We start from the raw sequence: 18,894 nt of genomic DNA, 5'->3' as shown, positions 1-18,894 counted from the left end.
TCGTCGAGCGGCTGCCGCGACGCGACCGCCCAAATACTCGATGAGCGCCGCGAGCTTGCCCGCCGGCGGCTGAACTCTCAATTGTCGGTGTCCCGTGCAACGCTCACCACGCCCTGCACACATCCCGCCTCCCACCCGAGAGTCCGATGGAACCGATCGAACCGACCCTGCCGCTCTTCGACGAGGAGCCCGCCCGGCCACTCGCCGACCGCCTGCGTCCCAGGCAGCTGGAAGATGTCGTCGGGCAGGACCACCTGCTGGCCCCGGATGCCCCGCTGGGCCGCATGGTCGCCCAGCAGCGCCTCGGCTCCGCCATCCTGTGGGGGCCGCCCGGCGTCGGGAAAACGACCATCGCCCGGCTCCTCGCGGACGGCAGCAACCTGGCCTTCGAATCGGTGTCGGCCACCTTCTCCGGTGTGGCCGAGCTGCGGAAGGTCTTCGCCGCCGCACAAAACCGGCGCCGTGTCGGCCAGGGCACCCTGTTGTTCGTCGACGAGATCCACCGCTTCAACCGCGCCCAGCAGGACAGCTTCCTTCCCTACGTCGAGGACGGCACGATCGCCCTGATCGGCGCCACCACGGAGAACCCGAGCTTCGAACTCAACGGCGCCCTCCTCTCCCGCACCCAGGTCCTCGTGCTCAAACGCCTCGACGAAGCCGCGCTGTCCACGCTGCTCAACCGCGCCGAGCAGCTCACCGGCCACCGGCTGCCCCTGGACGGCGACGCCCGGCGCGCCCTGATCGCCATGGCCGACGGCGACGGCCGCTACCTCCTCAACATGGCCGAACAGCTCCAGGCCATCCCGGCCAGCGAGCCAGCCATGGACACCACTGCGCTCGCCCGCCACATCCAGCAGCGCGCCCCGCTCTACGACAAGGCGCAGGAGAGCCACTACAACCTGATCTCCGCGCTGCACAAGTCGATGCGCGGCTCCGACCCGGACGCGGCTCTGTACTGGCTCGCCCGCATGCTCGACGGCGGCGAGGACCCGCTGTACGTGGCCCGCCGACTGGTCCGCTTCGCAAACGAGGACATCGGCACGGCCGACCCGCACGCGGTTCAGCAGGCGCTCGCCGCCTGGGACGTGTACGAGCGACTCGGCTCCCCCGAGGGCGAGCTGGCGATCGCCCAGGCAGTCGTCTACCTCGCCACCGCCCCGAAGTCCATCGCCGTCTACCGCGGCTTCAGCGCGGCACATCAGGCCGCCCGACGTACCGGCTCGCTCATGCCGCCCGCCCACATCCTCAACGCCCCGACCCGGCTGATGAAGGACCTCGGCTACGGCAAGGACTACCAGTACGACCCCGATACCGCCGACGGCTTCTCCGGTGCCGACTACTTCCCCGGCGGCATGGACCGCGAGACGTACTACCAGCCCACCCAAAACGGCTACGAAGCCCAGATCGCCGAGCACCTGCGCCACTGGTCTGCCTCGCGTGCCCGCCGACAACGCGGATGACCGGGCCGAATGCCAACCGACGTGGGTCGAATCAGGCCCGCCGACACCTGGTCGCCGACCGCCTCGACTCACCGGCGCCCGCTTGGTACTGCACGGTGCCGAAGCCGTCCTGCAACCCGCGCCATGAGTGCCAACGGCGACCTCGAGATCTACGGCGGCGCTACCACCCTGCCCGCATCAAAAGTTCTGTCGATGATCCTCACCGACGCCGTCGACGAAGGCCTCATCCCCACAACCCCATCCGCCGACATCGACGCCGTGGGCGACGCAGCCACCGCATCGAATGCGAACGCGTGTGGGCAACACCCACCGAGGTCATCCGCATCGCCGAACGGGCCGCCGCGCTCGGCGGCGACACCGCCGGCCTGCTGATCATCACCGCCGGCTGGACCGGATGCCGATGGCGCGAACTCACCGGACTACGACGCGACAACGTCGACCTCGACCGTGGTGTCCTGATCATCGACGCCCGCACCGGGTCTCTGCACGAGAGTGCGCACACGCGCTGGCTCGACGCACCCAAGACCGCGTCATCGGCCCGCACGATCACCCTGCCACCGTTCCTCATCACCATGCTGCGCAGCACCTTGAACAGCACGACAACGAGTTCGTGTTCACCGCCGAAGGCGGAACATGGTTGTGGCGCAGCACTTTCATCCGCCGCGTGCTCAAACCCGCGGTCAACGGCAACGAAGGACGACCGCTCTCAGGCGTCCGTACCGTGCCGATCCGACCCGGACTGACCTTCCACGGACTGCGGCACAGCCACAAGACCTGGCTGATTGCCGGCGGAGCGCCAGAGATCGCCCAAGCCCGACGCCTCGGCCACCACCTGCCGAACGCCACGTCTCCGGACCCGTTGCCGCATAACCAATCCACTGCCCCTCATCCCGCTGGTGGGAGGGGCGCGATGATCAGCCAGGCCAGCGGTCGGCACGACGATCGAGCTGGAGAATCCTGCTCCAGAACTGCTCCACAGGCTCACCGCAACATGACCAACAAACGATCACCGAAGATCAAGCCAGAACAGCAAGAAACCCGCCTGACCAGCGAATTCGCCAGATCAGACGGGTTCTACCTACAAGTGGAGCTGAGGGGACTCGAACCCCTGACCCTCACACTGCCAGGTAGGTATAGCAAGGTCTCTGACCTGCACGAACAGAGAATCCCATGGTCAGCCAGTGCCGTTAACTGCCGTTCAGCGCCGTTGTGCGCCGTTGCGTGACGTTCCGCGATAGGTGTCGCTCCAGATTTGCTCCACTTTGCACAGTGTGAGACTCGCCGGAGAGCGCAAGCGTATGGGGCACAGGAGATACATACGTGGCGACACCTCCTGCCCCACAAGGTCCAGCCACAGCCCCAATCAACTTGGCCTCAATCATCGATCATCAGCTCCGGCAACCGCGCGGAGCAGGCAACAGATCGCGGTCAAGCCGAACACAGACGACACGCAGGGCAGGCACATGCTTGTGAAAATCTTCTGCGATCAACTAAAGTACGTTGCGGTCGAGCACGACGCCCACTGAAGCGGTCGAGCACGAGTGACGGGAGTGGCGGCATGGGATCAGGACGACGGTCCGGTTGGGCAGCCGAGGCCTTCGGCGAGCATGTCAGCCTGCTCAGCGAACGGATCCCCGCAGCTCTTGCCGTCGCACACACGAGAGCTCGTGCGGCCCACGATGCCGCACGCTCAAAGAAGCTTCGCGTCTACGGCACCACACTGTGGGAGTGCCAGCACGAGGAGTTGGTGTCCGCCGCCGTGTCGATTGGCGACGACGTGAAGGTGGCGAAGTTCGGGGGTTATGAGCTGCCGGTCGTGGCGAAGAAGGTGCTGTTCCCGCTGAGGTACGCAGACCGGTCCGGTGTGCCGGTGGAGCGAGCCCACCTTCCCCAGCCGGTGTCCCAGCAGCGGCAACGCTTGTTCGGCGCGCATGCACCTCAGGTCGAGCGGCCCCACCCGTACTTGGACGAATCATGGGCCGACTTCGACCTACCAGACGACTACGAGGCGTTCCCGCAACTCGGCGACGACACGGAACTGATTGTGATCGCGTACGCCTGCAACCTCGAAGCGGGCGTGATGAACATCGAGTGGGGCCGAGCCGAACACGTTGGCGACGGCGAGCTGCTCTGGGGCCCACACACGCCACTGCCGCTGACGGCAGCCGGGCTGGCCGGTGCCGCCAACCGCAGCGGCAAGTCGACCTCGACAGGGCAGAGCGCGGCTACACCCCGCTTTGACGCGGGCACAGAACCTGGACTGACGATCGGACTGCGGCACCCCGGTGACAAGACACTTGGTGTCCCACCGCAGACTGAGCGTCACCCCGACGAGCCTCGCACCCAGGACAATGAAGAAGACTGATCAGCCGCAACTGCTTCTCCTGCAACCGAGCAAGACATCGGCACCGACACCGGCCGACGTGGCGGTCGCGTTCGATCCTGCCCGGCTGACCCAAGCACGTCAGCTCAAAGGCTGGACCAAAAAGGACGTTGCTGACGAACTGCGGGTGACGCCGGCCGCGGTCGGTCAGTACGAAGCGGGAGTAGCGCGACCTCGTCCTGATGTCCTGCTGCGGCTGGCCGAGGTACTGGATGTGCCGTTGGCCTTCTTCGCGGCCGGGCGCCCGAAGGCACAGCTGGACGCTTCGGGTACCCACTTCCGGAGCTTGCGGTCAACGCGACTGTTCCAGCGGGACAAGGCAGTCGCCTTCGCTGCTCAGGTGTGGGAGCTGACGCACGCGTTGGAGCGATGGGTTCAACTTCCCGTAATCGACGTGCCCGGCTTCGCCGGCGGTGAAGTGACCTCGAGCAACGAGACCGCTGCAGATCCTGCCCGCGCAGCCCAGGAACTACGCGAGTACTGGGGACTCGGGCAAGGCCCGATCGCTCACTTGGTGCGGCTGCTAGAGTCCCGCGGCATCGTCGTGGCAATGCTGCCGTTCGAACGGGCCGAGGCAGCTCGAATCGCGGCGTTTTCGACGTCCCGGCTGCCGCGGCCACAGATCGTTTTGACCCCAGATCGTGCCGACGACGTCTATTGGTACCGGTTCAGCACAGCACACGAGCTCGGCCACCTGGTCTTGCACGGCGACACCGCACCCGGCGACCAGCAACACGAGCGAGAAGCTGACGCCTTCGCCGCCGAGTTCCTCACTCCCCGAGCGAGTATCGGCCCAGAACTCCCCTCACGGGTCGACTTCACCACGTTGGCGCGACTGCAGACCACGTGGGGCGTGTCAGTGAAATCACTGCTCTACCGCTGCCGCGAACTAGGCTTGTTTTCAGCACCAACAGCGAGCCGCGCCTACCAACGCCTCAACCAGCTGCGGGCTCAGGACTTGTTCGCAGACGAGCCCATCGGTCGCTACCCCGGCGAGAAACCGGTGCTACTAAAACAAGCCTTCGAACTGGCCACCCAGCATGGAGCAAGTCTTGTCGGGCTCGCCTCGGAACTCGCATGGCCCGTCGACCGTGTTCAGGAGCTACTAGGGCTGCGATCAGATCGGCCGACACTTCGGCTCGTGCCATAGCAAGACTCCCGCTTGCCGTGGTGGTCGACTCCCGCACTACTCACCGATCTCCGAGGCCAGCCACTTGCGGCCTGGGGAGCTCAACGCGTGGGCCACAAGGGACACATCCGCGACTGCATCGGATCCGACACGGCCTACGTAGACGTTCACTGCGGACATACGTGATTGCCGATCTACCATGCCGACCTCTCAAGACGAAGCAACCTCAGATAGAAAGGCCGTCCTCCTGCGAACGGAGAACGGCCGTATCCACTCCTACAGGAACCTCCATTGCTGCCACCAGCCGTCGTGGCAGTTCCACTGCACAGCGTGCCCCGACCCACTCTTGTCGAGGCACTTACCGCTGTGTCGTGCCACGAACTGGTAGTAGCCGTCGACGACATGCACCGGTCGCCACTGCTGGTTCTCGCCGCCCCAGCAGGTTCCCTGCACCACCTGTGCCCCCGCCGTTTGGCTGGCGTAGGCAACGTCGAGGCACATGTCGGTGTGCAGCACGCGCATCTCGTAGTAGCCCTCGCCGACGTAGACCGGCTTCCACTGCTGGTTGTCTGCACCGACGCACCGCCACACGCCCACGGTCGCGGCGTGGTTCGTGGCGGCGCCCCAGACGTCGAGGCATTCTGCGGTCTGCCGGTTCATCAACAGGTAGTAGCCGGGCGCGGTTGACGCCTGCGCTGTAGTCGCACCTCCGACGACTCCCAGCGCAGCCAACACCGCAACGAGCAATCGTTGCCAACCCCTCATGATCCCTCCGTCGTTGATCACGTCACGACGACGACATCGTCGTTTCGCAATCACCCTGCGCTCGCAGAGCAAGCCATCGCGTCGGGGAAATCCCTAGTTCCTTCGACGACGATTACCCGAGGTGCCTCGTGCGTCCTTTGTAGAGTTTTAGCGCGCGATGAGCGTGGCCGAGGTGCCCGCGGTTCCACGTTTGCTCAGCAATTGGGGACGGGCGGGCGCTCGGCAGGCCGTGTCGAGCCAGCGAGCAGTTCATCCAGATGCGAGCTGCGGCCGGAGATGTAGAAGGTCTCGTCGGTGTCGACCGATGTTCCGTAGAAGGTGTCAGTCCCAAACCCGAACGACAAGGATGGTCCTAAGACTCCAGGGCATGGTGCTGTCGGCGCCGCAGGCCCGATCACCAGCGTGGCCTTGCCGAAGATGACGGTGCCGAAGAAGTAGCAAAACTTCGACACCAAGCCGGCGTCGTCAGTCACAGCCGGCGTGCCGGACTTCGCGGTCAAGACCGACTTGCCTGCCGGATCTTTGAGCACCGACAACACCGTCAGGCTGCGTGCCTTGAAATGTATGTCCGGACATGGCCGGCTCTGCTTGTGAGTCGCGTCCACGGCTACCGCGATGCCTTGCCGGGAGAACTCCACCTTCACCGAGTCGACGATGGCTTGGAAGTCGTTGGCGGCGACCGAAGCCTTTGCCTGAGCGGTGACCAGACCAGCGGCCAGCGTGCTGTCCAGCTCGAATCCCCAGTCGTCAGCGGGGTGGTGCACGAGCAGCGTCTCCGGCGCGAAAGTGGCTGGCGTTCCGGCGTCGAGGGTGAAGCCGAGCTTTAGATCGCCGTCGCTGGCCAGGTTCGCGCCGATCACCTTGGCGCTCCCACCGGTCAGCGATCCTGCGAGCTCGGTCACGAGGGCGGTGGGGATGACGGTGGGTTTCTGGTCTCGCAGGCCGTCGAAAACACCGTGCAGAATCTTCTCGGCGATGGGATCCGGAGGTTCGGACGACGGGCAGACGACATCTCGACCGAACGTCACGTCCCGGAGAGCAACGAAAGTGAAGGTGAGGGCGACTCCCTCCTCCGCTCCGTCGAGCCACCGTCTCCGGGTGGCTGCGTCCGGCTGCGTCGCCGCTGTGACGAGATGGTGTTTGATCTCCAGGAGGAGATGGAACGACCGCGGTAGGTCAACGCGCCCGCTGTCGGTTCCGCCGGGCGGGGACGAGGCCGATTTGACCCAAGGCACGAGGCCGACCCTGACGAGGTTTTTGGCCGACGCGCCGACCCCTTCCTGCGTCAGATCAACGGTTGTAGCGCGTGCGCCGGTCGATCCAGCCGGATCTTCGCTGGAGCTCTCCAAGCGCTCGCGGAACAGAGCTCGCATGTACCGGGCGCTGAGCTCCAAGTTGACGTTCGTTTGCTCCGACCGCGGAGTCTGCACTGCCGCAACCTCTGGCGCCGAAGGCCGCAGCGGGCAGGCTTGCTTGTCGGCACAGGCCATCAGGACCATCAAAGGTCCGAGAGAGACGAGGCCCAACAGGCGAGCGCGGCGGATGAGGTGGCTTGCCATCACACCTCCATTTCGGTGCACGACGCCCGCAGCTGTCATCCGCTTCTGTTATGGGCGCGTGCCAGATCGGCGACGAAACTCCGCCCGGCAGGAGGTGGCGTGTTGGTCGACAGCCTCCCTACATGATGATCAGACGCAGAGCCATCCTGACACCCACGAACATATCGCGGTTTCGTGATGATCTGTTTCAGCACATTTGAGAGCCAGAGATTCCACGCATTGTCGAATTTGATGGGAACCATATCGATATCACTCCGGGTGGATAGTCGAATACCTCGAGTGCACGCGGCTACCACACCTCTGAGCCAAACCAAGATCTGTGAACGTCAGTCCTCCGCGTTCTCCCGCACGAGCTGGATGGTCGCCGCGGTCAGCCGATCAGGAGGTTGCGGCAGTCGTCGCAACACCTCACCGATCGCCTGATGGGCGCGCTCGGCGACATCGCGCTCCAAGTCGCCAAGGCGCGCCAGGGTGCGCAGGGCGATCTGGAACCACGTTCCGCAGAAGTGCGCGGTCGGCGGGAACAAGGTCACGCAGGCGCGATCGCCACAACCGACTCTGACAACCTGCAGGTGGGTCAGGTGATTGCCCAGCTGGTGGGCGTCGCCGACGCCGGGCGACCAGGTCGCCATCACCAGGTACTGGCCGGGCGGCACCGGCACCTCGACGTGGCCGCATCTGGTCCGGATGTTCGTGTATGGCGCTGGTTCCCCGCCGTTCCCGCACCAGGTCAGGAGCTCACCGTCGCAGGTGAGGACGTGTACGTACCACTGGTGCTTCAAGTCGATCTTGCATGGGTCACCGACTTCGGTGACCCAGACGTTCAGTGTGGCCGTTCCCATGCTCCACCTCCGACATCACGAACGGGCGGTTCCCGGTCATCACATCCATGGCATCCGCCCCAACCGACTCCCCGCGTCAGGGAAACCCCTGGAGTGCCGCCGCATCTCCCTGCATCTGCAGGGCCAACGATTAGTTGCCATCAGCAATGATTGACGGGAGCGAAGTTTTCCAGGTGATATGGATACACTGACGGGGCCTCAGCAGCGGTATTTCGGAAGCGCTGCCGGCACTGCAGCCGGTATCGTCTTATTTTGTGCTATTCGGGCGGCAAACCGAGACACACCGGATCGACGAGCTGTTGCGAGATGCCCGCCGAAACGTTAGTGGCACCCTCGTTCTCCGCGGTGAAGCGGGGATGGGCAAGACCTCCCTCCTCGAGTACGCCACAGGAGCCGCGGACGGCATGCGGATCTGCACCATCCGCGGCTGGGAGCCCGAACAGGACCTGGCCTTTGCAGGCCTGGCGCAGCTGGTCCTGCCGCACCGGCAGGTGATCGACGGCCTTCCCGCGACCCAGGCCAGCGCGCTGCGAGGGGCGGTCGCTCTCGGCCCTGCCCAGTCCTCTGATCGCTTTTCGGTGTACGTGGCGACGTTGAGCCTGCTCAGCGTGCTGGCGGAGGACTCGCCATTGCTGTTGATCGTCGACGACGCACATGTGCTCGACACGCCCTCCGCCGAGGCACTTGCCTTCACCTGTCGAAGGCTTGTCGCCGAAGGCATCGCCGTTCTGGCGGCGAGTCGATCGCCACAGTCCGCTGGTGGCACGGCCACGGCGCTTCCGTCACTCAACCTGGTGCGCCTCGACGAGCATTCCGCAGCCGACCTGGTGGTTGAGCGCAGTGGAGTGCAGCCACCGCGCAATCTGGTGCGCCGGCTGGTCTCAGGCACCGGAGGAAATCCGATGGCCATCGTGGAAGCGGTCGAACACCTGACGAATGCGCAGCTGTCCGGCCGGCAGGCGGTGCCCGACCCGATACCTGCCGAGATGTCCGCCGGCGCGCTGTTCGCACGTCAGGTGGCCATGCTCGGCACGGCGGCTCGAACGGCGTTGTTGCTGCTCGCCGCGAGCTCGTCGGCGCGTCTGCGGTCCGTGCACGAGGCAGCCGAGATCATGCAGATCCCGGAGAGTGCCTTCGCAGAGCTCGAAGAGCAGCACCTGGTCACCTTCGTCGACGGCGTCGGCCGGTTCAGCCACCCCCTCGTCGCCACGGCGGCGTTGTCGGCGGCCAGGCCTGCCGAGCGTCGTGCTGCCCACCGGGTCCTGGCCGCGGTGCTCACGGAGTCCGGACAGGCCGATGAACGCGCGATGCACCTCGCGGAAGCGACCATCGGCACCAACGAACGGGTGGCCGCCATGCTCGAGGAAGTCGCGGACGCCGCCAGGGCCAGAAGCGGGTACGCCGCCGCGGTCACCGCCCTGGAACGCGCAGCGTCGCTCAGCGAGGACGATGCTTCGCGCGGCCGGCGCATGTACCTGGCGGCAGCCGACGCCCAACTGGCCGGTCTTGGTGCACGGGCACGGGAAATGCTCATCGCGGCGGACGCACTGGCGCACGACACGCAGATGCGCCTCGCCGTTGCCGCCGGACGCAGCCGGGTTGAAGCGTTCAGCGGTCACCCCGCGCTCGCTCATCGGATCCTGCGCGAGGCCGCACAGTCGCTGAGCGACCAGGAGCCGGAGCGCCGGGCGGAACTGCTCACCGACTCGGCGATGGCCGCGCTGCTCGCCGGCGACTCGCACGCGGCCATCGCCGCCGCCGACGAAGCAGCCGGACTCACCCTCGACCCGTCGGCCTCGGTCATGCTGGTGACCCGCTTGGTCAAGGCCATCACCCTGATGCACCTCGGTCTTCACCGTGACGGTGTGCTGCTGCTCGAGGGTTGCTCGGAGCTGGCCCGTCAGACCGGTCCTGGCCGGCCGCCGGTCGAGTACGTCCTGCTCGCCTCCTCCGCCATGGCGTGGATCGGGCAACACGACATCAGCAGAAGCATGGCCGAGCCCGTCGTCGACGAGCTGCGCGCCAACGGCGCCCTGGGCATGCTGCCGTTCGCCTTGTACGCGCTCGGGTCCGCCGAAGTCCGAAGTGGACACATGAGTGCCGCACGAGCCGCCGCGACCGAAGCGGCCGAGCTCTCGGCGGCGACCGGCGACCTGCTCTGGCGTTATCTGGGACTCAGCCTGCTGTCGTTCATCGAGGCGGTTCGTGGCGACGTCGAGGCCTGCCGTGAACACGGAAACGCCGCACTCGAGCTGTGCCACGCCGACGCCGATCTCCCCCGCGACGCAAATGAGGCTCTCGCCCTCCTCGAACTGAGCCTGGGTCGCCACGACGAGGCCGTGGCGCAGCTCCGGCACGGTGTCGAACACCGTCACGACACCGCGCCGGACACGGTGATCGAGGGCAATCGCGACCTGATCGAGGCGTACCTCCGCAGCGGCCGTCCGCTCACCGAGCGCATGCACACCGTTCTCGCCGAACACCTCAACGGCCCGAACCTGGCGATCGACAGTGCCGTTGCCTGGCGGCTGCGCGGCCTGATGGTCCCCGACACCGAGATCGACGGATGCTTCGAGAACGCCATCAAGGAGCACGCCGCCGCTGCGATTCCCTTCGAAGCCGGCCGCACTCACCTGGCCTATGGTGAGCGTTTGCGCCGTGCCGGGCGGCGGGTCGACGCGCGGGTCCAGCTACGTCTCGCGCTGGACGTCTTCGCGCATCTCGGGGCAACGGTGTGGGCGGACCGCACCGGCCGCGAACTGACGGCGACCGGGGAGACCATCCGTGAACCGGTGGCTCTCGGTCCGCTGGAGACGCTGACACCCCAGGAATATCAGGTCGCCAAGGCCGTTGCCGGCGGAGCCACCAACCGCGAGGCCGCGTCAGCGCTGTTCCTCAGTCCGAAGACCGTCGAGTTCCACCTCGGCAACGTCTATCGCAAGCTGGGCATCCGCTCGCGCACCGAACTGGCGCTCCGCTTCCACGCCGAGAGCGGCCGGACACCGGAACCCAGGGAAATCCCTGAAGCGCCCGCCTCCAGATCACGGACACGGTAGACGCGACGAGCTCGCACGAGGAGGCCGAATGTCGACTCCGAACTCCTTCACGGGAGACGAGAACAGCATTGATACCGGCCTGTTCGGGCTTGCCGACACGCACGTGCACTTCCGGGCAGACCTGGGTTTCGGTGGTCGTGGTGTCTTCGGGCCACCCGTGCCGCCCAGCTCGGCGGGCCTCGCCTCCGCGTTGCCGCACTGCACGGCGGCGCACGGGCCGTGGGGCCTGCTCCCCAGCTTGGACGGAGTGGGGCACCGGGTAGGCGGTTTCCCACAATTCGACGGCTGGCCAACGCACCGGACGCAAGCGCATCAGCAGGCCTACGTCGACTGGATCAAACGGGCCGTTGACGGCGGACTGCGACTGGTGGTCTGCCTCGCCGTCAACAACGAACTGGTGGCACGGCGGTTCCGGCTTCCGTTCACCAAGCGGACAGCGACCGACGACATGTCCGCGATCGACCGACAGCTCACCGGCATCCGGGAGATGGTGCGGTATGTCGACGATCAATGCGGCGGCCGCGGCTGGTTGGAGATCGCCGACGACCCGGCGCACGCCCGGCGCATCGTGGCCGCGGGCCGGCTGGCCGTAGTGCGGGGGGTCGAGATGGACACTCTGGGCAACTGGCCGACACCGGAGGCCCTGGAACGACAGGCTGCCGCACAGGGGGTGAAACCCGAGGAACTGGTCGCGGCGCTGGTGCACAACCTGTACTCGAAGGGTGTGCGACACGTCTTCGCCGTGCACGCCACCAACAACGCCTTCGGTGCGCCGGCGATCTTCGCCCGCACCTACGACGCAGCCAACTACCTGCTGACCGGCGACAGCTTCGTCGTCGAGTCCGCACCGCAGGACCTCGGCATCGCCTACCGCCTGGACGAAGACACGTTCGACGGCGGCGGGCTCGCGGAACGCTTCGCCTATCACGGGTGGCGCGCCCTGTGGCACCGCGCAGGCCCGCCACGCCCGACCAACTGGGCGCAGACGCCGGGCGGACACATCAACGCGGGCGGCCTCACCGAACACGGCCGCACCCTCGTGAAAGAGCTGATGCGCCGCGGCATGATGCTCGACGGCGACCACATGTCGCACAAAACCCTGAACGAGGTGCTGGACCTGTGCGAGGCACAGCAGTACCCCGTGGTGTCCGGGCACAGCAGCCCCAGGGAGCTGCGCCACGGATGGCGTCCGTCGCTGCCGGATCCCGCAGCCACGTTCTCCCGGACCGGCAACGCCGCACAGTTCGGCACCGCGAACACCCGCATGCTCTCCACCGAGAACAACCGCTCCCCGGAACAGCTCCAGCGGATTCTCCGCCTCGGCGGCATGGTGTCGATCTTCTGCTACCAGCGGGACGTGCGCACCGCCGCCGGAGCGGCCGTCACCAACGACTGCGCCGGCTCGTCACGCTCGTTCGCCCAGGCACTGCACTACGTCCACGACGCCATGCGGGGACGGATCGCCATCGGCACTGATGTGAACGGGGTGGGCCAGTTGCCGGGTCCCCGGTTCGGCCCGAACGGCGCCGCGGGCCTCCGCAACCGGGTCGACCAGATCGTGCGCAGGACGTTGCGACGGCCGTTGCGGCGCGACGAGGTGTTGGTGCAGAAGGACGGCGTGCGCTACGCGACACCGCTGCTCGACTACCGGGCGCCGCGGTTCGCTCCCGGCGACGGCCCTCCGCTGACGCCGATCGAGCAGGAGTTCTGGGCGGCGCTCGCGATCTGGCAGGCCGGGGTGACCCCGGAGTCAGCGGACCAGCCGCCGTGGTGGAGCCGGTTTCCCACCGCACAGAACCGAGTGATCAACCTGAGCTACGGCCTCCGTGCCACGGCCCGCGAACAGCTCCCGCTGCCGATCAGGTTCCGCCGGATCCGGCAACCGTGGCCGTGGTACCGCGGTTCCCGGGCGATCCAGCTCGCCGCATTCCTTGCCAGGCATGGTGAACCGCCTCGTCCAGATGACCCGGCACCGACTCGCCGCCTGACCCCGTTGCTGGCACCGGTCTGGCGTCATTGGACCGCGATGACCGGCGAACAAGGCACATCCGTCGTTCCGCAGTGGCAGCTCCGCCGGTTCGGGGCGACCGGATCCGGTCTCTACACCGACGATGGCGCAATCGCCCGGTCCGTTGCGGGGCGCCGTGACTTCGACATCAACGTCGACGGCATGGCCCACTACGGCCTGCTGCCGGACTTCCTGCAGGACCTGCGCAACATCGGCGCGCCTCCGACCGAAGTGGACGCGCTGTACAGCAGTGCCGAGAAGTACATCCAGGTGTGGGAGCGGTGCCTCGAGCAGGCACCCTGATCGGTGAGGAGCCCGCCATGCCCGACAAGTGGGAGATCGTGCAGGATACTCACGGCCATCCGCTGCTCGCCGACATCCTGATGATCCACGTGTCCTTGCTGCCGTCCGGCAAGGTGCTCGGCATCGGAGGATCCCAGCACGACCAGAACGCTCCGAAGCCGTTCCACAGCGTCCTGTGGGATCCCGCGGCCCCGCAGACGATGAGGGTGATTCCCTTTCCGGGTCCAGACCCATTCTGTGCTGGGCACTGCCTGCTGCCCGATGGGAATGTACTGGTGGCGGGTGGCACCGACAAGTACGACCGCGCCCCGCAGAACCCTCACGGCCCCCATCACTTCACCGGTATCGCTGACTGCTTCATCTTCGAGTGGCGCACCGAACAATGGACGCAGGCCGCCCGCATGGCGAACCCCCGGTGGTATCCCACCCTGATCACACTGTCCGATGGACGGGTCCTCTGTATGAGCGGTCATGGAGGAACGAGTCAACTTAGCCACGAGGTGCTGGAGACCGAGATCTACGACCCCACCGCGCTCCGGTGGAAGCCACCTCGCGCAACCGTGCCCAAGCTCGAGGACACCGGTCAGTTCTGGCTCTTCACCATGCAACGACCGATGATCTACTACACCCGCCTGCACGGGCTCGCCGACGGCCGGATCTTCTCGTCGACCGCGTTGCAGGAGGTCGGCGGCAGGCGGCGTACCCGTATTCTGGACGTCAGCAACAACATGCTCACCACTGTCGGGCCACCCCCGTGCGGGATGTTGGTCCCACTGATGAGCCACGTGTACTCGCGCTCGAACTTCACCTCGGTGCTGCTTCCCCTCATACCTCCGAAATACGAGCAACACGTCCTGATAGCCGGCGGCCGCACAGCACGCCGGTTCGACCTCGAGACCCTCATGCCCAGATGGCGCAGGGCCGGGCAACGCCGCCCCTACCCGATGCGGGCCTATACCACCGGTCTCCTGCTGGCCGACGGCTCCACGCTGCTCATCGGCGGCGGCCGGTCCGAGAAAGTGCCGCGCTGGTACTGGCCGTGGAGCGAGGTAGGCGGCTACGACGAGGACGCCAACTTCATCCCGGAGCGCTACCTGTGGGAACAGGACACGTGGGTCGAAGGCTCCGCACCCACCGACTATCCGCCGATCCCTCGGATGTACCACACCTGTGCGCTCGTGCTGCCTAGCGGAGCAGTCCTGGTCGTCGGGTCCAACCACGACAGCCAACGCAATGACGGCGGCAGCCGGACGGATCACGGCCATCATGGCCAGGACGCCCGCGAGTTGCGCATGGAGATCTACTCACCGCCCCATCTGTTCGACGGTGTCGATGCAAATGGCAAGCCGCACCCCGCGCAGAGGCCCGAGGTGGGGGCGCTGCCAACGGACTCTGCTGGATACGGGGACCCAATCACGCTTACTTCGCCTGACGCGCACCGGATCCAGCGGGTGACGGTGCTGCGGTGCTCATCAGTGACCCACGGGTACACGTCCGACCAGCGACTGATCGAGCTGGTCATCGACCCCACCAGCCGGACCGCCCAGAGCCTGACCGTCACGACCCCGCCGACCCCGACGTTGGCGATTCCCGGGTACTACCTGCTCTTCGCTCTCGACGGCGCAGGAGTTCCCTCAGTTGGCCAGTTCCTGCTCATCGGCTGACGCTCGCCTATCCGATGGCGAACATCGCCCGCTCCCGGTACGCCCTGCTCGTCATCTTCGGGACGCAGGGGTGGTGCTTCGCCACATTGCTGAGTCAGGTGCCCGTGTTGCGGGATCGCTTCCACCTCAGCGACCTCGCCCTTGGATTCGTCCTCGCCGTCGTGCCATTTGTCGCCGGGGTGGGCAGTCTGACCGCGGGCCGACTAGTGCACCGGGTCGGTACCGTGCCGGTGCTGCGGCTGGCCACGCTCGTCACCTGCGCCGCGTTGGTCGGCATCGGCACCGTAGGTGTTCTTGCCGCGCTCCTCGCGGTTCTCGTCGTGCTCGGTTTCGCGCTCGGCGCGGTCGACACCACGATGAATACATTTGGTGTTGCACTGCAACGGATTGCCGGTCGTGGTCTCATGTCGAGGTTCCACGCGGCGTACAGTCTCGGCTCCATCCTGGGCTCGCTGCTGGCCGCATTCGCGACTGCGCGGGGCGCACCACTAGGGATGCTGTTCCTACTCGTCGGCCTCTTCGGCTCGGCAGCATGTGCTGTGGCAGGCCGGGCGCTCGACCCGTCCGCCACCAACGGGCCTGGCGATGCGCCGGCCGACTCCACTGTGCCGCACCTGTGGCGCCGTCTTGCGGTCATCGGCGCCGTGACGGTATCGCTGTTCCTTGTTGACTCGGCCGTTTCCAACTGGAGTGCGACGTACCTCCGTTCCGCACTCATGGCCTCCGAACACATCGGGGCGCTTGCCTACACCGCATACATGGCGGGGACTTTGCTCGGCCGAAGTGTCGGAGACACCGCGACCGATCGCTGCGGCGCAGCCTTCGTCGTTCGCGCCGGCAGTCTCATCGCCGCGCTGGGCACAATTCTGGTCGTGGTGGCTACGACTCCTGCCGCGGCGTTGGCGGGCTTCGCCGTGGCCGGATTCGGCCTCTCAGTCGTGGTGCCACAGGCATTCGTCGCCGCGGCGAACGCCGTCCCTGAACGGCCGGCTGCGGCTGTGTCCCGCATCAACTTGTGTGTCTACGCCGGTTTCGTGCTGGGCGCGCCGACAATCGGCACGATCGCCGCGGTCTGGTCGCTGCGCGCCGCCTTCGCGGCTGTGGTGGTCGTGATCGTGGGTATCACCGTTGCTGCGCCAGGACTGGGGCCCGCTACCACCCGCACGCCACGTCGCTGAGTTCCGCCGCCTCCTCATCGCCTTTCGCATCCGGAGTTTCCCTGGTTCAGAGCAGCGCGACGACACAACAGCGTTCCCAGGGGTTCCCCCGAAGCGTCGATCGCCGTCCGCACCGGATCGTGAAGACCCGTGATGCCAACGGGAACAGCGCTTGAAGGAGGACAGATGGCGATCTACGACGGAGTGTTCGGCGTCGACGAACCGACTCTCGACGAGTTCGTGCGGTCGGTCTACGACGCCACGCACGACCTGCTGCTCAAGGACAGTGTCCCAGTCTCCGTTCCGCCGCTCGGAGTGACCAGAATCGAATACGACATCGCTGCCGCCCCAACGGTTTCGCTGGCACCGTCCGCCCTCGTTCGCGACCTGCACCGGTCGCTGCTGGCCGAGCTGAACGGGCACGACGACGCAGGAATGCTGGCAGCCGCGGAAGCGGCGTCACAGGCTTCGTTCGAGCTCCACGCGCCAAGCCTGGTCGTCGTCGTGCACTACGGCGCCGGCGTACCCACGACACAGCTCGACGCTTCGCTGCGCGTCGGGTTGCAGTTGAACCTCACGGCGGGCGGCATGCTGACGCCGGACATCGTGACCATGATCGTCGACATCCCGGACAACCCCGACCTCGCCGAGCTCGTCAACCGGGGGCTGGTGCCCGAACTGACCCGGCTGATCGAGGAGACCTTCCTGCGGCCGATCCAGATCCCGCCGCTGGGCCTGGGATCCCTGCAGGTCGCTCCCCCAGTCGTCGTCACTGGCGGAGGCCGGCTGCTGGCAACCACGGCAATGCTGCCCACTCAACCCGAGCCCGCGCCGTTGGCAGGGGCATGGCCGGACGGCACCGTCTTCGTCGCGGTGCGACCAGCAGTGATCAACAAGCTGGTCGGCGACGCCGCAGCTACCCAGCAGATCAAGGGGCACTGGGAAAAGCAGTTCAAGGTCCTGTTCATCTCCGTCACCCTCAACGCCGACTACCAAGTCGCCGTTTCCAACGTCGCGCTCGACGTGGTCCCCGGTCAGGACGGGCAACTACGCGGCACCGCCCTGCTCAACCTGGATGTCGGTTTCTGGGCGAAGAACCTGTTCTCCTTCTCGGCCACCGGGACAGCCCGGCCCACCGTGCGCGTCACCGCCTCTGTCAACGCGGCCAACGAGGTCGTGGTGAAGCTGGACAGCATCGATGCCATCAAGTTCGACCTGGACTTCGCGGGGGTTCCGGCAGCTCTCGACGACGTGATCGAGGGGATCGCGAACGCACTGGCGCCGATGGTCCTCAACACCGTCAACAGCGAGCTCGCGAAGGTGCCCCCGCAGACGGTCACCAAGATCCCCGAAATCCCGATCGTCCTCGACGAGGCGACTGTGGTCGTGACGCTCACGGACCTGGACATCACGACGCTCACGACGCCTGACGGAAAGACCTGCCTCGCAGCGACCGGCGGTGCGGCGGTCCACGTCCAGCCTCACCAGCTCGTGCACACCGCCCACCACCGCGATCAGTAGATCCCAACAATACGAAACGGATGAATGACATGACGATCCACATCGATTGGAGCGATCTCGAAAAGGGGAATCGCCTGCGCGAGGACACCGTGACCCTCAAGGTCACCGACTACGACGAGGACGACATCACCCAGTTTCGACTCCGCCTCACCGGAGCCGTCAACTGGTGGAAGGGAATCGAGATCAAGAACGCGAGCGGCCAGGTGGTGACCTTCACCGAGGCCACAGGTCCCCAGATCGGTGTTTCAGAGGTCGAGTGGGACGCCATCGTCGGCGGCAAGATCGTCCTCTGGAAGGCCAAGGTATTCGGCGTTCACACACCGATGTACGACCTGGACATCGACGAACACATCATGGGCAAGAAGCTGGCGTTCCGCTGGTCCGCCGACTAGCAGATCTCCTCTGACCACGACATTGCCGATCCTCTGCCCGCGCCGCATGCGGGCAGAGGATCACAAATCCCCTTTCTCGCCTGCATGATCCTCGAGGAGCGTTGACATGGTCCAGCTCGGAATCATCATCGGGTTTGCCGGAGTTCTACTGATCATGGCCGGTCTTGTGGGCCGCGGATTTCGCTTTTCGGGCAGTGTCCTGCCACCAGTCGGCCCTGCCGCCAGGGTGTCCTGCTTCGTGGTAGGCGGCGTGCTGTTGCTGCTGTCACTGGGACTTGTCTTCGCCGATGTGCCCGGAAACTCCGAGGCTTCCGATCGCCTTCCTCCAACCATCACCCCGCAGTCGATCAGTTCCACGTCGACGTCGCCACCAGCCATGCAGGTGACCCCTGCGGTCGGCGAGGTTCAGATACCAGTCAACATCTATCAGTCGCCGTACCTCGACTCGCCTGTCGTCGGCCACCTCGAGGCGGGCGCGGTCATCGAGATTCTTTGCACTGCGCGAGGTGACGCGGTGACCCACGTTGCGTCGGGAATGACCAGCAACCTGTGGAACGGCGTTAGCGGTGGATATGTTCCGGACGTAGTGGTCTACACAGGCACCAACGAGGCCACCATGGGCAGCTGCTAGCGACGCAAATAGCCGTGGACGTCC

The 18,894-nt window shown here is 66.1% G+C and carries 14 protein-coding genes; 11 read left to right on the top strand and 3 right to left on the bottom strand.

Annotation, left to right across the window (positions count from 1 at the left end; genetic code table 11):
• Window positions 1–146: 146 nt before the first annotated feature.
• The 4 genes from BM417_RS23520 to BM417_RS23505 all read left to right on the top strand — a co-directional run bounded on the left by BM417_RS23520 (window position 147) and on the right by BM417_RS23505 (window position 4,993).
• The gene (locus BM417_RS23520) at window positions 147–1,460 is read left to right on the top strand and encodes a replication-associated recombination protein A (RefSeq protein ID WP_093598300.1); all 1,314 of its coding nucleotides are present in this window, start codon (window positions 147–149) and stop codon (window positions 1,458–1,460) included.
• A gap of 293 nt (window positions 1,461–1,753) precedes the next feature.
• A complete protein-coding gene (locus BM417_RS23515) occupies window positions 1,754–2,203 on the top strand; it encodes a site-specific integrase (protein ID WP_093598297.1) in 450 nt (149 codons plus the stop codon).
• Window positions 2,204–3,207: 1,004 nt separating this feature from the next.
• Window positions 3,208–3,825: a hypothetical protein gene (locus tag BM417_RS23510; protein ID WP_093598294.1), complete on the top strand. Its 618-nt coding sequence runs from the start codon at window positions 3,208–3,210 to the stop codon at window positions 3,823–3,825.
• The gene (locus tag BM417_RS23505; protein WP_177320560.1) at window positions 3,812–4,993 is read left to right on the top strand and encodes a helix-turn-helix domain-containing protein; all 1,182 of its coding nucleotides are present in this window, start codon (window positions 3,812–3,814) and stop codon (window positions 4,991–4,993) included. The genes BM417_RS23510 and BM417_RS23505 overlap by 14 nt, the downstream gene beginning before the upstream one ends.
• A gap of 255 nt (window positions 4,994–5,248) precedes the next feature.
• On the opposite strand, the gene BM417_RS23500 is transcribed toward BM417_RS23505, so the two are convergent.
• The 3 genes from BM417_RS23500 to BM417_RS47890 all read right to left on the bottom strand — a co-directional run bounded on the left by BM417_RS23500 (window position 5,249) and on the right by BM417_RS47890 (window position 7,952).
• A complete protein-coding gene (locus BM417_RS23500) occupies window positions 5,249–5,737 on the bottom strand; it encodes an RICIN domain-containing protein (protein WP_143138776.1) in 489 nt (162 codons plus the stop codon).
• 194 nt (window positions 5,738–5,931) lie between these two features.
• Window positions 5,932–7,296: a hypothetical protein gene (locus BM417_RS23495; RefSeq protein ID WP_143138775.1), complete on the bottom strand. Its 1,365-nt coding sequence runs from the start codon at window positions 7,294–7,296 to the stop codon at window positions 5,932–5,934.
• Window positions 7,297–7,622: 326 nt separating this feature from the next.
• Window positions 7,623–7,952 (bottom strand): hypothetical protein, encoded by a 330-nt coding sequence (locus BM417_RS47890; protein WP_177320558.1) that lies wholly within the window; start codon window positions 7,950–7,952, stop codon window positions 7,623–7,625.
• A 440-nt stretch (window positions 7,953–8,392) separates the two neighbouring features.
• Between BM417_RS47890 and BM417_RS23485 the strand changes: the two genes are divergently transcribed.
• From BM417_RS23485 to BM417_RS23455, 7 genes are all read left to right on the top strand, one after another.
• Window positions 8,393–11,194, top strand: a complete 2,802-nt coding sequence (locus BM417_RS23485; protein WP_093598280.1) for a helix-turn-helix transcriptional regulator — start codon at window positions 8,393–8,395, stop codon at window positions 11,192–11,194.
• 28 nt (window positions 11,195–11,222) lie between these two features.
• Complete coding sequence (locus tag BM417_RS23480) at window positions 11,223–13,505, top strand: membrane dipeptidase (RefSeq protein ID WP_093598277.1); 2,283 nt, start codon at window positions 11,223–11,225, stop codon at window positions 13,503–13,505.
• 17 nt (window positions 13,506–13,522) lie between these two features.
• Window positions 13,523–15,169 carry a galactose oxidase early set domain-containing protein gene (locus tag BM417_RS23475; protein ID WP_143138773.1) on the top strand — a complete coding sequence of 549 codons (1,647 nt, stop codon included), beginning with the start codon at window positions 13,523–13,525 and terminating at the stop codon, window positions 15,167–15,169.
• 14 nt (window positions 15,170–15,183) lie between these two features.
• Window positions 15,184–16,347, top strand: a complete 1,164-nt coding sequence (locus BM417_RS23470) for an MFS transporter (RefSeq protein WP_093598271.1) — start codon at window positions 15,184–15,186, stop codon at window positions 16,345–16,347.
• A 165-nt stretch (window positions 16,348–16,512) separates the two neighbouring features.
• Window positions 16,513–17,847: a hypothetical protein gene (locus BM417_RS23465; RefSeq protein ID WP_093598268.1), complete on the top strand. Its 1,335-nt coding sequence runs from the start codon at window positions 16,513–16,515 to the stop codon at window positions 17,845–17,847.
• A 29-nt stretch (window positions 17,848–17,876) separates the two neighbouring features.
• Window positions 17,877–18,239: a hypothetical protein gene (locus BM417_RS23460; protein WP_093598265.1), complete on the top strand. Its 363-nt coding sequence runs from the start codon at window positions 17,877–17,879 to the stop codon at window positions 18,237–18,239.
• Between the two features lie 106 nt (window positions 18,240–18,345).
• A complete protein-coding gene (locus tag BM417_RS23455) occupies window positions 18,346–18,870 on the top strand; it encodes a hypothetical protein (RefSeq protein ID WP_093598263.1) in 525 nt (174 codons plus the stop codon).
• Window positions 18,871–18,894: the final 24 nt, after the last annotated feature.

Origin of the sequence: Lentzea waywayandensis (assembly GCF_900115955.1) — a bacterium.
Classification (GTDB): Bacteria; Actinomycetota; Actinomycetes; order Mycobacteriales; family Pseudonocardiaceae; genus Lentzea; species Lentzea waywayandensis.
This window is presented reverse-complemented; position numbering and strand designations above follow the sequence as displayed.

Bases quoted from the DNA above. Each gene is read 5' to 3' on its own strand.
- BM417_RS23460 (WP_093598265.1), top strand. From the start codon at position 17,877: ATGACGATCCACATCGATTGGAGCGATCTCGAAAAGGGGAATCGCCTG.
- BM417_RS23495 (WP_143138775.1), bottom strand. From the start codon at position 7,296: ATGGCAAGCCACCTCATCCGCCGCGCTCGCCTGTTGGGCCTCGTCTCT.
- BM417_RS23520 (WP_093598300.1), top strand. From the start codon at position 147: ATGGAACCGATCGAACCGACCCTGCCGCTCTTCGACGAGGAGCCCGCC.
- BM417_RS23480 (WP_093598277.1), top strand. From the start codon at position 11,223: ATGTCGACTCCGAACTCCTTCACGGGAGACGAGAACAGCATTGATACC.
- BM417_RS23475 (WP_143138773.1), top strand. From the start codon at position 13,523: ATGCCCGACAAGTGGGAGATCGTGCAGGATACTCACGGCCATCCGCTG.
- BM417_RS23470 (WP_093598271.1), top strand. From the start codon at position 15,184: ATGGCGAACATCGCCCGCTCCCGGTACGCCCTGCTCGTCATCTTCGGG.
- BM417_RS23455 (WP_093598263.1), top strand. From the start codon at position 18,346: ATGGTCCAGCTCGGAATCATCATCGGGTTTGCCGGAGTTCTACTGATC.
- BM417_RS23465 (WP_093598268.1), top strand. From the start codon at position 16,513: ATGGCGATCTACGACGGAGTGTTCGGCGTCGACGAACCGACTCTCGAC.
- BM417_RS23505 (WP_177320560.1), top strand. From the start codon at position 3,812: ATGAAGAAGACTGATCAGCCGCAACTGCTTCTCCTGCAACCGAGCAAG.
- BM417_RS23500 (WP_143138776.1), bottom strand. From the start codon at position 5,737: ATGAGGGGTTGGCAACGATTGCTCGTTGCGGTGTTGGCTGCGCTGGGA.